The sequence below is a fragment of the Methanosarcina sp. 2.H.T.1A.6 genome, from assembly GCF_000979455.1.
Lineage (GTDB): Archaea > Halobacteriota > Methanosarcinia > Methanosarcinales > Methanosarcinaceae > Methanosarcina.
Window position 1 is genome coordinate 114,160 of record NZ_JJOY01000052.1, and the last position, 13,376, is coordinate 127,535.

Here is a 13,376-nt window from a genome sequence, read left to right on the forward strand (position 1 = left end):
AATTTTGATTGGTAGAAGCCAGAACTTCTTATGTCCTGCCACCTCCAGTGACCAGTCCCTAGAAAAGTGATTGGAGAGTGGAAACTCTGTGTGCAAAGTGTCCGGCCCACATAAATCGCAGAGAACCGAATTGGATAGGTTCAAAAATATTGCGCAGACGTAATATAAAATTTTGAATAATGCATAGATCCGACCTGATCAGATGTTTGGCATAAAACCGATCTGATTGGATAGTTCGGAAAAAAAAGTATTACGAGTACGTAATATGGAATTTTGAAAAATATTTGGGAAAAGTAAAGAATTACCCTATAACATTTTGATTTACTTAATCCCTAGAATCCAACCCAAAGGTGATACGATGCTAAATAGACAACTAGGAACCCTATTCCTGGTAACATGCCTTATTTTAACAACCGTACCTGCTGCACTCGGCGGCCAGAATACGCAAACCGTAACTGTTGCCGGAGACGGAAGCGGAGATTACAACTGTGATGGAGTAGACGATCACGTCCAGATTAACCAGGCTCTTGAATATGCAGCAAATAATCCTGGCACAACCGTCCAGCTTAAAGGCCCATTCACATATGACATAGGCGATTCTCTTCTGATAGGCAGCGACACAACCCTTGAAGGAGATTCCGATGTAACAATTAAGCTCGCCAAAGGACTACCGGTCTGGGGTGGGCGTGAGAGCAGTATTGCAGAAAAGAAAGCTATGCTTATGATCAGAGGTAGTTCTGCAAGCAATGTTACAATAGGAAACTTAACTGTTGATGGTAGTCAGAGTGACTATTATCCTGACGTCAGGCTTGGAACTTCCTGTTATAACATGGCAACCATAGTAAATTGTAATGGATTAACAATCCAGAACGTTACATTCCAGAACGGATGTAATGATGCCATGCTTATTTCAAAGTCCAGCAACATAATGATAGACACGGTAACCGTGAACAAATGCGGACATGACGGTGTATATGCATATCATGTTAATGGCATTACAGTTAAGAACTCTAACTTTATTAACCGAACTAATTCGTCCGTTCGTTTCGATTCCGTTACCGACGGAGTCATGCAAAACAATGAATGTACTACATCCGGTGGCGGATATGCAGGCTTAGAATTACAGGGAACTCTTGTAAACATAGAAGCCTCTGGAAACTATTTCCATGACCTGGCTGCTCCTGCAATAGTACATTTGAATACAAAAGAAACAAATGTAAACATCCATGATAATAGAATTGAAAATTGTGGATAAGGTACTTTATTAATTGGGAAACTCTCAGTTCATTAACTGAGAGCCAATTCGCTTTATTTTTTTGGAACATATATTCAGATTAAAACTCCATCATTCAGATTAAATATCATCTAATGACCAATCTCTAAAAAGTGATTGGAAGGTGGAAACTCTGTGTTCAACGTGTCCGCCCCGCATCAATTTATCTTATTGCGCTGTTTTCGCACTGTTTTTTGTTACATCTGAAAAATGCTTTTGCTTCTTATCATGAAATTAGCTATCAGGAGCAGCACAAAACTCAAAAATCTCGTTCTTTGTCAGCTTCTCAGGCTCCGGTTGTTTTAGGATGCTTTTGTTTTATCTGAAAATTTATGAATATTTTTGGCTGCCCTATTTTTGTTGCAATTTTCATTACATTCGATAATAATATGCCGCCGGATATATGTTAAATTTGAGCTGCTTTTGGTTCTTAACTCAACTTATTTAAGGAGATATTCCCAATCTTATTGTAGAAACAGATAAAAATTACAAAAAATATTGCCGCAAAGAAAGTTCTCAAAAAGCAGAATTTTAATGAAACATCAATAAGGAGAAGAGTTAGGAGAATATTTTCATGCCAATAATAAACACATCTCAAGGAGTAGGAGGAATCCTGAACAGTTTCAAGAGCCTTGTCGAAGGAGCAGAGAAGATTACTTTTGTTGGGACTCCGGGCTTCTGCACCCCTTTTGCCGAGCTTCTGGGTTTCGTGGTCAGGGACAGAAAACTTGCTTTTATCCCCAATATGGACTTTGAAAAAGCCAGGTCAGTCTCCATGACCCCCGAGGGGATGCAGCTTGGCGAACCCATAGACGCCCATGCTGATGTGGTTGTCCTGCTCGGCGGGCTTGCGATGCCAAAGATCGGCGCCGGGCCTGAAAAAGCTAAAGAAATCACAAAAAAGGTTCTCGAAGGCTCGGCTAAAGGAAAAATTATCGGAGTCTGTTTCCAGTCGATGTTTCTGCAGCAGAAATGGGATGAGGTTATCAACTTTGATTATATCATTAATGCCGACCTGTCTGTTGAAGTACTTCAAACCTGAAACTGCATGAAATACAATAATTATACTACTTAAAGCAGTTTACTTACTGCTTAAAAGCAGTTTTTAACAAATTATTTGGCATGAAAGTACATGAGGATATCTTCCTCACGTGCTCTCTTGTTCCTTTTTTCCCATAATTGCGATAATTCCACTAATTATTGTTATCCTTTCATCAACCGAGAATATCTCGGTTTCCACAATCTTCCTCTTTTGAACTTCTCCCTTTTGATATCCTGTTTCATCTTCATACATCTCATCGTTTGTTATCAGATGCCATATTATCGTTGCAATTTTCCTTGCCAGTGCAATAATCGCCTTTGCATGTCCAATTGACTTCTTTTTCCTGTTAAAAAACTCTTTTAACTTACTATTTTTCTTTCTTGCTGCTGCTTGTGCAGTCTAAGTCAGAATCCACCTTGCTACTTTTGATCCTCTCTTAGTGATTCTTCCGTTATGGTATTTATCCGCAGATTGATACACATTAGGAACCAAGCCAAGCCATGAAGCAAGCTTATCTCCCGATAAAAAATCCCTGAAATTTCCTATTTCAGCAATAAGAGTTGCTGCACCAAGCTCTCCAATTCCTGGAACTGACATCAAAATTTCCATTTCTCTTTTATGCTTTTGATAAGCATAATTGAAAATTTGTCTTTCCAGAACTTCAATTTCATCATCTAAATTTATCAGGTTCAGGCATATCTGAAGCCTGATTGCAGCACTCTGGGAGATCTCTCTGTCCAGAATTTCTCTTATCTGAACACTCTTTTTCCTTACATTTGGGGAAAGCGATTCTATTATCTGATCAACATTCTTACCTGAAGATATTCCTGCTAGAATTGCTCTCCCATTTTTTCCAAAAATGTCAGTCAGCACATCATCGAGATGTAACATTTCGGACGAAAGAATAGCATGAGCTCCATTTTTAATATCTGTTCTTTTCCTTACAAGAGTTAGCCTTAACCTAACGTATGATCTGTATTCCCTATGTTTTTTCGGAAAAACAAACGGTAAGGAAAAAGGACTTTCATTCTTTGGGCATGTTATTCAAAGAATATCATGTGCGTTTTTTATGACTTTCATACTGATGAAGGTACCATTGAGTTAGCCTTTAAAATAGCTATTAAACCCAAATTTGACAGAAGCACACATATTATAATGTTTAAATGGGCTTCATGCTTCTGTTTTCTTAATACAATTCAAAGTTTTGTCTTGCATCTTATGATTTTTGGACGTTTTTTAATTTACTAAAACGTAGTGTGTCAATGCAATGTGTTTTGTGTAAGAAAATACTGTATTAATTAGCAGAATCTGTCAAATTAGGGATTAAAGGATGATTAACGGGGCATCGAAATCCTCTCAGGTCTTTGTTCTCCCGGGTTTTTGAAAACATTAATAATGTAATTGTGGCGGCCAGAATTTTTCACTTCATAACAAAGAAAGCTTCGACTTTTCTCTTTAGCCCGGGAAAAAATAACGTAAACCACAAACAATTTTTTATATTTCAAAATCCGATTTATCCACCATGGCTACCTTCTGGTCGGTATCCCACACCCTTGGAACAAAAGAGAAGGTTTTTTCCTGGCGGATAGATAGCCGAGGAAATATTTTTATAAAAAGGAAATTCAGGAACGGCTGTTTCCCCAGGATCGATAAAATTAGTTGCAGTCACCTGGACAAACTTCAGGGGTTTATGCAGGACAGGGAATGGAAATACCTGGCAAACGACGCCGCAAAGCTGTATATGGGGACTGAAAAGGACGGTATAGGCAAATTCCTGTACAGGCTCAGGCCAGAGATTCCGTATGCCCAGCTCTCAAGCCAGTTAGCAGCTATTTTTTATCACTCTGAAGTCTGGGAATGGAACGAGCAAAAAAGGGGCATGAAGTTTCTGCTGCTCCCCGGAAACTGGCAGGAGAAGACAGCGCATTATTACAGGAATTCGCTGGCTCTGAAAAATGAAGGCACTTTTATAGATGAATTTTCAGAAAGTGGTGCGAAAGTAGAACAGGGACAGGAACAGGAAGAATTGCAAGAAACATTGAACGAATCACTACCAGGAGAAGCAGTTCCTAAAATAGAGCAGACAAAACTTTCGACCTTTTTCGGATTTTAAGGAAAAAATAGGAAAGAAATGATCGAAGAATGTGGTTTTTAAACTATTCTGGAATCTCGGATTCAGGCAGTTTCAATTTCCATTTCGATGCCGCCAAACTTCTTTGCGACAAAATTATAAATGACGCCAATAAGAAACCCTCCTATTCCTCCCGCAATTCCATAAAAGAGAACAACACCTATAATCACAAGTATACTTTCAGTAAGACCAATAGGTCCCTCTGCGCTTATCATAAGAAGAATGAACGGCGAAAAAACAACTGCAAGAATCAGATACATAAGACCGAAAACTTTTGCCATAGATGTGCTATTTAAAGATTTGATACGCACCATTCATGATCACCTAATTAATTATTTGAGATAGTTTTTTTTCTATAAAGGCTTATTCTGTTAGATGGCTGAAACAGGTGGCTTTTTTCAGGGATCAGGCTACAGGAAAGTCTCAACAGAGAAAGCCAGAAAAACCAGATAAATCAGCCTGGTATAAAAAGGCAGGTCGAAGAAGAAATTGCCAGTAAAAACCCTTTACCACCAATTCAATGGTACATACGAGTTAAAGGCTCGATTGTTATAACGACAAGGGTTAGTTTTTCGTAATCTATTCTATAAAGCAGTCTTAAATGCCTGGAACGAAACCGGAATAAATTTTCCTGGCTTTCGATTATTCTTTTTGCGCCCAGGGGAACGGGATCAAAAGCAAGTTCTTCAAGGGTTTCCCTGACTCTGGAGTGCGTACTCTCATCTGCCTTCCTCATAAAATCCTGTGCCGGGATATCAAAAAAAACTTCGAACATTTCAGATCCTCGTTTTTTCAAGTTTCTTTAACGGTACAAGCCTTCCTCTTGCCTCATTTTCAAAACTTCTGAAAACAAGCTCTTTTTCTTCTGCGGTGAGCAGGGCATCTATATCGACCATATGCTCCTTAATTTCTGCAAGCTGTTTCTTTATGAAATTAAGCTCTTCAAAGATTTTTCTATCGATTTTTTCCCCGGTCATCAGAACCACTGCCTTTGGTTATATAGCTTGTAAACCGTTATCCACTATTCAATGTTTGGAAGCAGCATCAAAGAGTTATCTCATAATATAGAGCGTCTCCTGACAAAGAGTTATCTTCTTACTTCCTCATCAAGGTATCGTGAAATAAAACTCTCTGGAAAACTTTAAATTCAGGATATCCAGATTATTCAGAGTGTCCAGATTATATTGATTGAACTTTTAGATTTCAATTTAAAAAATCGAATACAAAAAACCTGGCAAACTCAAAAGGTAAATATTATAAGAATAACAAAATTGTACATAAAACCTGGAGATCTGTAAAGGGGCAGGAGAAAAAAATGGTAACCGGAAACCTCGGGTTTTTCATCTATGTATTCTCATCCATCTTTGTGGTTGTAAGCCCTATCAGCGGAGTTGTAACTTTTATCTCTCTGACAAGCAAGATGACCCGCAAGGAAAAAAATGAAATCGCAAAAAAAGCAGTGGTGCTCGCGTGCGTAATCGCCCTCTTTTTTGCAATTACCGGAAGCGTGATACTTAAATTATTCAGCATCAGTGTGGACTCACTTAGGGTTGCGGGAGGACTCCTGCTTTTCAGTATAGCATTTGACATGATGCATGCAAAGGTCTCAAGGGAGAGCATTACTGAAGAAGAAATTACTCAGTCCCAGGAACGGGAAGATATCTGGGTATTTCCGATCGGCCTTCCGCTCCTGACAGGTCCGGGTACTATCAGCACAGTAATTGTCCTTATGGGAGTGGCAGATGGCGTTCAACAAAAAGCAATCGTTCTCATATCTATTATATTTGCATTCATAATCTGCCTGATTGTCTTCCTTTTCTCGAGGAGGCTCCACAAGTTTATAGGATATAATGGAATGCTGGTCTTTACAAGGCTCATGGGGCTTTTGCTTGCGGCTCTTGCAGTGGACCTGACTGCCACGGGAATAATAAACATATTCGGGCCAGTAATTTGAAACCTTCAGGTTTGAGAGTTCAAAACTCTTGAACCTTCAAAATTCTAACACATGCCGGGTAATCAGATAGGATTATCAGACAGGATTATCAGACAGGATTATCAGACAGGGTTGGTTAACCCTGTTTTCCGTTATACTGCCTATTCACGTACTCGATCAGTTTACTGCCTGTGAGCCTTTCGCTTGAGGGGCCTATGCGGATATAGAACTCTTCGTCATTTTTATCAGGGTTGAGGAAAACAGCCTTATCACTTTTTCTGCAGTCGATTTCCAGGACGTTTTTACCGCTTACAGGCACAAGGGCGTATTCTATCATGGGAGCGTAGTTAAGGCCGATATGCTGTTTTATGAGCTGTTTGAAATGCAGGAGGAACCTATCTTCATTCTGAAAACCGTCATTTTTGATTCCCAGAACCTCCCCGTTGTTGGAGACGCCAACAAGAAGTATTCCGCCGTCAGTGTTCAGGTACGCGACTATCGTCTTCAGTACTGCATGTTCGATATTCCAGTCAGGCTTTCCGCTAAGAAGGTTCATTCGCAGCGTGGACTTGAACTCAAGCTTCTTGCTCTCCCCCCGACGGATCAGCTCCAGAATGTAGTCAGAATCATTTGCAAGCTTCACCGCCTCCCGGATAAGTTCGAGCTTCTTGCGGATATGGGTTATACTCTTGGGATAGGTTGAAAGCCTGCACTCGAACACACTTAGCTGGGAAATAAGTTCCTTTGTGAGATCTTTGATTTTAAGGACCTCAAGCTGGACCTGCAGGTCAGGGAGATAGAGTTTGCTATGTGTAAGAGAATCAAGATCCACATTCGGAAAAGATGAAATTCCGGGAAGAAGAGGAACAGCCTCACCTGAAAGTAAAGAAGTGTTTTCCCCTGTTTCCGTACACATATTCTCAACCGAAACTTTGCCTTTAAATGTGATTTCATTTGCCGCCAGGGAGGAGACAATTCCTGAAAATCCCGTTTCTCCTGAAAAAGAAGCATCTCCGGCAGCGTCATGCAGGGCAGAAACCTCAGAGAGTACCGTAGCCGGCTCTTCAGGTTCCCGGTTTTCAGGTCTCAGGATAAAGCCCCTCGCCTCCCAGGCTTTTCGGATCTTCAGGCCGAGAGGGTTGTTGAAAAAGTCCGCAAGGTATTCCGAATTTGCCTTATCAGGATCAAGAACAAGCTGAATGTAAGCCCGAAAATCGCTTCCAGTCCCGGAAAGAGAACTGAAGGCCTTCAGTTCTTCATAAAGGGGGAGATAGAGGGAGTTTTCTTCTCCGGGAAAGCCGTACTCCAGGCCCGAGTCAGGAAAATTGACTTTTAGCATAAGGTCAGAGAGGCTTGTTGGTTTCAGGCCATACTGACTGCATAATGAATCTATTTCTTTTTCGACCATGCGGATCAAACAGAGAGGGTTTCTAGTATTAAAGCTGTTTTAAAACTGTTTTCAGGCTCATACAATTGTTGAGGTTAATGTTGCTTATTGAATTTTAAAACTCATATACCTTTTTCTTTTCAAGTTACTTATAATTTAATTTTCCTGTTGGAAACCAGAAAACAGGAAGGAAAAAGTTCCGAAATAAAAAGTAGAATAAAAAGAAAGAATGATAAAAAACCGTATCTTATTACATGATTGGTATTCTGGAATCTGAGTTGCCGGTACATATAGTTTTTTCGTTTTTTATTTACTATATGCAGGCGGGCTCAAGCGGCGCACGGCATGCGGAAAGAAAGAACTCCATATCCCATTTCGGGTGTTTTTTGGAATAATACCAGCTATTAAACCCGGAAGTGCCCGAAAAAACAAAAAAGTAATTCAAAAATAGGAACCTGACCCGGAATTCATATAGTTATTTGATCAGGGCCAGGTTTGCCTGAGACATGTTTTAAGATTCGTAGTTCAGATATTAACCATCTCTATAATATATTCCGGTTTAAGGGACATTAATATCAGTTTAGCCTTAGTACAGACCTTGAAAATCCGTTATCTGCTTAATATAGCCTTAAATGTTAGCTATTTCCGGGACTGCGGATTGAGTGGATGCACTGGCCGATGTAACTGAGGATGTACACCCACATTTTCTGCAGTAGTAAAAATTATTCGAGCCAATTATCTGTTTTTTAAGAGGTGTGTCGCACCTGACACATTTTGAAGGGAAAGCAAACATATCTTAACTCACTCCATAATCATTAGCGGTTCAAGCCTTGCAGTTTCTTTTCTTGTCCAGTACCCGCACACAGTACAATATTGAAATCCTCTGAAAAGATCGTTTTCAAGTTTGGAATGGCACTCCGGACATCTTTTCAAAAAAAGCAAATGTTCAGGCTCTTTTTCATCCCCGTAAATTTGTGTTCTGGTTATTTTCTGCATAATTTAGTGCTTCCTTTGTATTTTTTACACCCAATATGTATATTCGCTACATTGCATATAGATTTACCTGCATTAACTTATTTGTGATGCAGATGTAGGCATATCCTGCAAATGTATGCCGCCACTGACCGGTGGCAATTACCATCGATAATCAGAACTCCCTATTGATGGACAGCCACTGATCGATAGCTGCTGATAACCGACCGCTGACAATTGTCGGCTGAAAATTTGGCCCACCTCATAATAAGTAAGTCGGCAGATACCAGGGTCGTTTTTCAATGCCTTACGAGCCCCTTTTCAGTTTTAAGAACCTGAAGGGTGATTTTCATAACAGAGTCCGGATTAAGGGAAATAGAATCAATTTCCTCTTTTACCAGGAATTCTGCAATCTCAGGGAAATCACTCGGAGCCTGCCCGCAGATCCCGCTGTGCCTCCCATTCCGTTTTGCTCCCTGCACTGCCATTGACATGAATTTCATAACTCCCGGATCCCGCTCATCAAATTCCGCGGCAAGCAGTTCTGAGTCGCGGTCAACCCCGAGGGTCAGCTGGGTCAGGTCGTTTGAGCCTATAGAGAAGCCGTCAAAGAATTTGCTGAACTCGTCGACAAGCAGGACGTTATTGGGGATTTCGCACATAACATAGACCTGAAGCCCGTTTTCTCCGCGCCTGAGCCCGTTCGTCTCCATCTCGACAATGACTTTCTTCGCTTCCTCAATGGTCCGGCAAAAAGGGATCATAAGAATAAGGTTTATAAGCCCCATTTCATCCCTGACCTTTTTCATAGCCCTGCACTCAAGGGCAAAACCTTCCCTGTAGCGCTCATCAAAGTAACGGGAAGCCCCCCTGAATCCTATCATGGGATTGTTTTCTTCCATTTCAAAATAGCTGCCCCCAACAAGGCTTGCATATTCGTTGGTCTTGAAGTCGCTCATCCTGACCACAACAGGCTTCGGGTAAAAAGCTGCAGTAATCAACCCGACGCCCCTGGCAAGCTGCTCGACAAAATAATCTTCTTTTTTACCATATCCCGCGGTCAGTTTTTCGATCTCCCTGAGCTCTCCCGGGTCTTTGACCTTTTCCGGATGCACAAGGGCCATAGGATGGACTTTGATGTAGCTTGTAATAATGAACTCGAGTCTTGCAAGCCCGATTCCGTCATTGGGAATCATGGAAAACGCAAAAGCGCTTTCAGGGTTTCCAAGATTCATCATAATCTCGGTTTTGGGACGTTTCAGGTCTTTGAGGCTGAGGGTATCTTTATGGAAGGGAAGGATGCCTGCGTATACAAGCCCGTCTTCTCCCTCGGCACAGCTAACAGTAATTTCCCTGCCTGTTTCGAGGACTTCAGTGGCATTTCCAGCCCCTACAACCGCAGGGATTCCGAGTTCCCGGCTGACAATAGCTGCATGGCAGGTCCGCCCCCCTTTGTTTGTGACAATCGCGGCTGCGGTTTTCATAATCGGCTCCCAGTCAGGAGTGGTTGTGTCCGCAATCAGGATCTCTCCGGGTTTGAAAGAGGGCAGGTACGAAACATCAGGGATCACACGGACCTTTCCGGAAGCGATCTTATCCCCCACGCTCCTGCCTTTTGCAAGGACTTCGGATTTCTCTTCAAGGACATAGGTTTCCAGCATATCTTTTTCTCTCTGGGACTGGACGGTTTCGGGCCTTGCCTGTACTATGAAGAGTTCTCCTGTTATGCCGTCCTTTGCCCACTCTATGTCCATGGGCCTGGATTCCCTGTACTTGTTAGAATAATGGTCTTCAATATCGATCGCATATCCGGCAAGCTTGAGCACCTCTTCGTCATTAATACAGAAGCGCAACCTTTCAGCCTCAGGGACCTCCACGTTCCGGGTGAGCACTTTGGAATCTCCCCTGCCGTAGATCATCTTGATTTCTTTGCTTCCCATCTTCTTCTGGATGATCGGCCTGTATCCTTCCTTGAAAGTCGGCTTGAAGACGTAGAACTCATCGGGATTGACCTGCCCCTGAACGATATTCTCTCCAAGCCCGTATGTACCTGTAATAAAGACCACGTCTCTGAATCCGGTTTCCGTGTCAAGGGTAAAAATAACCCCGCTGGAAGCCAGATCCGATCTGACCATCTTCATGATTCCTATGGAAAGGGCTACCTTGAAGTGGTCGAAATTGTTGGTTACACGGTAGGAAATGGCCCTGTCCGTAAAGAGTGAGGCAAAACAGCGCGTGCAGGCATCCCGAAGCCCGGGATAGCCCCTGATGTTGAGGTAAGTCTCCTGCTGCCCCGCAAAAGAAGCAGTTGGCAGGTCTTCAGCCGTTGCCGAACTCCGCACAGCTACATCCGTATCTTCTCCATACTGCCTGCAGAGGCGGTCATAGGCATCTTTGATCTCTTCCCAGAGGTCATCCGGAATTCCGGCTCCAAGGATCAGGTCCCTTGCAATCTTCCCCCTTTTTGCAAGGTCTGCAACATCCGCAGTATCAAGCCCTTCCATTGTCTTTTTGAGCTTTTCGAGAATTTCTCCGGCTTTCAGGGTATGCCAGTAAGCTTCAGAAGTGACTGAAAAGCCATTTGGAATCCTCACACCTTTCGAAGTAAGTTCCCTGTACATTTCCCCAAGGGAAGCATTCTTCCCGCCCACCAGCGGGACGTCCTCGATCGTGGTCTCTTCAAACCAGCGGATGTACTTGCTTTTGTTTGCAGGCATATTCTCCGAAATCCCCTCATAAGATTTTGTCTGAACTAAATGTGAGTTAAATAGTACTGCAACACATTTAATTTTTAATGATGCTGTGGAAAAGTTACCAAAAAGCGCAAAGTGCCAACGCCAGAACAGAAACTTTCCCGGATTGAATTCAAAGCCCCATATTAATTATGCTCTAATGAAAGAAATCAGTTCGCCTACAAAGAAATAATTATTCAAAAGTATTCGCACAAAATGAAAAACCAGAAAAGCTAATGTTTAGATGATGTGTCCTGTTTACAAATTTTAGTGTAGAGTTCAAAAAGAAAAGTTGAGTCCGGTTGTTGTGTTCAGGCCGGCTCAGTATTCCACCTTATTCTCGGGTTCAGTATTCCACCTTATTCTCGGGCTCAGTATTTCACCTTATTCTCAGATTCTTCCCACACCCCAAAAGCTTCAAGAGCCTCTTCCCTGAGGAGTTGTCGGAATTCAATTTTTCGTTCCTGAAGGGGGCGTGAAATTTCCCCGTATATGAAGGAGTCATCAAAGCCGATATTTTCAGCATCAGACCTTGTGTTGGCAAAAAAAACTCTATCTATCCTTGCCCAGTAAATGGCTCCAAGGCACATGGGGCAGGGTTCACAGGAAGCGTAGATCTCACAGCCGCTGAGGTCAAAGGTATTCAGTTTCCGGGCTGCCTCTCTTATGGCACCGATCTCGGCATGGGCGGTCGGGTCGTTTATTACGGTGACCTGGTTGCAGCTTTCCGAAACAATTTCTCCGTTTTTTGTTATCACAGCACCAAAAGGCCCTCCACCTCTTTTTACACTTTCGAGGGAAAGTTCAATGGCACGCCTTATAAACAAAAGATCTTTTTCTGACATGTGTCACTCTCTCTGTTATATTTTAATACATATGATAAATATAATGATCTGACATACTTTTTAATGGCAGAATATGCCTTTTTATTAAAGAATAAAACCTTCCTGTAAAAGGAAAAATGAAAAAAGGGACATTTTGCAGGACAACCCTTAAGTACACAAACATATCAAACCATTAATCGGAGTGATAATGTTGACAACCACAAATTTTTCCGCTGAAGAAGCAAAGGCAGTTGGGGAACAACTGGGAATAAAATGGGATAAGTTCGATGTAGACCAGTTCCGCAGAGGCATGGACGTAGAGCTGGAACATGGTACCATAGACCCCGCAACAAACGTTACTAACGACGACCCCATAATGACAGGAAAGATTGCTCTGGCTCATCTTAACGAGTTTCCTGACTATTATGACAGGCTGGAGGAAATGGAAGAAGAAGCTGAGGAATTCTGGGAAAAAAACTGAACACTGAGCTTTAAAAAACACAATTTTATTTTTCATTTTACATTTAATTTTAGTCTTAATTTTACTTACACCTTCTTTTGTGCTCCCTGGTTAATTGGTTGGTATTATTCCGAAATGGCCTTTTGTTGTATCTCCTGTTAACCTTCTTTCCACGCGCTGTGCCCTGATTGAGCCCGCCCGTGTACAGTGGATAAAAACAAAAGCATTAGGCAGTCTGGAAACCTGATGCCAAATATCAACCTTGTAGCTAGGGATGACCATTTTTTAATTCACTTTAAATCTCTTCTAACCTCTAACACTTTTTACCCATTTCAGTTTCAATCAAGCCTTTAAGCCTCAATCAAGCCTGAGCTCATATATACTCTTGCAAACCAGTTTAACTGAAAAGAAAAATTGTGTAAAACCAACTGTACTAATGTACTGCATTTTTTAGTCAGTCGCTGGTGTTTTTTTAAAGTGTTTCCTGGAGAATCATTCATGCAATCCTGAGAAAATGCAACACTGTAAAAATTAATTTCACGGCAATAATCTCTGATTATGTACATAAGTAAACTCAAAAACTAGAAATAATTTGAGGGAAAAAATCAGTTATAATCTGAAA

At 41.6% G+C, this 13,376-nt stretch carries 12 protein-coding genes and 1 pseudogene; 5 read left to right on the forward strand and 8 right to left on the reverse strand.

Annotated elements, in window-relative coordinates; genetic code table 11:
- Nucleotides 1-358: 358 nt before the first annotated feature.
- Nucleotides 359-1,255 (forward strand): right-handed parallel beta-helix repeat-containing protein, encoded by an 897-nt coding sequence (locus EO98_RS17005; protein ID WP_048131223.1) that lies wholly within the window; start codon nucleotides 359-361, stop codon nucleotides 1,253-1,255.
- A gap of 592 nt (nucleotides 1,256-1,847) precedes the next feature.
- Nucleotides 1,848-2,315 carry a DUF2124 family protein gene (locus EO98_RS17010; protein WP_048137703.1) on the forward strand — a complete coding sequence of 156 codons (468 nt, stop codon included), beginning with the start codon at nucleotides 1,848-1,850 and terminating at the stop codon, nucleotides 2,313-2,315.
- A 105-nt stretch (nucleotides 2,316-2,420) separates the two neighbouring features.
- Here the strand turns inward: EO98_RS17010 and EO98_RS17015 are convergent.
- Nucleotides 2,421-3,317, reverse strand: a pseudogene (locus EO98_RS17015) (IS110 family transposase); the annotation flags it as partial.
- Between the two features lie 520 nt (nucleotides 3,318-3,837).
- Here EO98_RS17015 and EO98_RS17020 point away from each other — a divergent pair.
- Nucleotides 3,838-4,428, forward strand: coding sequence for a hypothetical protein (locus tag EO98_RS17020; RefSeq protein ID WP_048138073.1), 591 nt, complete (start codon nucleotides 3,838-3,840; stop codon nucleotides 4,426-4,428).
- Between the two features lie 62 nt (nucleotides 4,429-4,490).
- Here EO98_RS17020 and EO98_RS17025 read toward each other — a convergent pair whose 3' ends face one another.
- From EO98_RS17025 to EO98_RS17035, 3 genes are all read right to left on the reverse strand, one after another.
- A complete protein-coding gene (locus EO98_RS17025) occupies nucleotides 4,491-4,727 on the reverse strand; it encodes a hypothetical protein (RefSeq protein WP_048138077.1) in 237 nt (78 codons plus the stop codon).
- Nucleotides 4,728-4,963: 236 nt separating this feature from the next.
- Nucleotides 4,964-5,221: a type II toxin-antitoxin system RelE/ParE family toxin gene (locus tag EO98_RS17030; RefSeq protein ID WP_048138078.1), complete on the reverse strand. Its 258-nt coding sequence runs from the start codon at nucleotides 5,219-5,221 to the stop codon at nucleotides 4,964-4,966.
- Between the two features lies 1 nt (nucleotide 5,222).
- Nucleotides 5,223-5,423: a hypothetical protein gene (locus EO98_RS17035; protein WP_048133707.1), complete on the reverse strand. Its 201-nt coding sequence runs from the start codon at nucleotides 5,421-5,423 to the stop codon at nucleotides 5,223-5,225.
- 338 nt (nucleotides 5,424-5,761) lie between these two features.
- Here EO98_RS17035 and EO98_RS17040 point away from each other — a divergent pair, with 338 nt between their 5' ends.
- Nucleotides 5,762-6,400, forward strand: coding sequence for a MarC family protein (locus tag EO98_RS17040; RefSeq protein WP_048138079.1), 639 nt, complete (start codon nucleotides 5,762-5,764; stop codon nucleotides 6,398-6,400).
- A gap of 115 nt (nucleotides 6,401-6,515) precedes the next feature.
- Here the strand turns inward: EO98_RS17040 and EO98_RS17045 are convergent, their stop codons facing one another.
- The 4 genes from EO98_RS17045 to EO98_RS17060 form a co-directional block, all read right to left on the reverse strand.
- The gene (locus EO98_RS17045; protein WP_048138106.1) at nucleotides 6,516-7,787 is read right to left on the reverse strand and encodes a helix-turn-helix domain-containing protein; all 1,272 of its coding nucleotides are present in this window, start codon (nucleotides 7,785-7,787) and stop codon (nucleotides 6,516-6,518) included.
- A 780-nt stretch (nucleotides 7,788-8,567) separates the two neighbouring features.
- On the reverse strand, nucleotides 8,568-8,762 hold the full coding sequence (locus EO98_RS17050; protein ID WP_048138080.1) for a hypothetical protein: 195 nt from the start codon (nucleotides 8,760-8,762) through the stop codon (nucleotides 8,568-8,570).
- Between the two features lie 275 nt (nucleotides 8,763-9,037).
- Nucleotides 9,038-11,455, reverse strand: a complete 2,418-nt coding sequence (ppsA, locus tag EO98_RS17055; protein ID WP_048138081.1) for a phosphoenolpyruvate synthase — start codon at nucleotides 11,453-11,455, stop codon at nucleotides 9,038-9,040.
- A gap of 386 nt (nucleotides 11,456-11,841) precedes the next feature.
- Entirely contained in the window at nucleotides 11,842-12,315 is a 474-nt protein-coding gene (locus EO98_RS17060) for a nucleoside deaminase (protein WP_048138082.1), read from the reverse strand.
- A 187-nt stretch (nucleotides 12,316-12,502) separates the two neighbouring features.
- On the opposite strand from EO98_RS17060, the gene EO98_RS17065 reads away from it, so the two are divergent.
- The gene (locus EO98_RS17065) at nucleotides 12,503-12,775 is read left to right on the forward strand and encodes a DUF5661 family protein (RefSeq protein WP_048133712.1); all 273 of its coding nucleotides are present in this window, start codon (nucleotides 12,503-12,505) and stop codon (nucleotides 12,773-12,775) included.
- Nucleotides 12,776-13,376 lie beyond the last annotated feature (601 nt).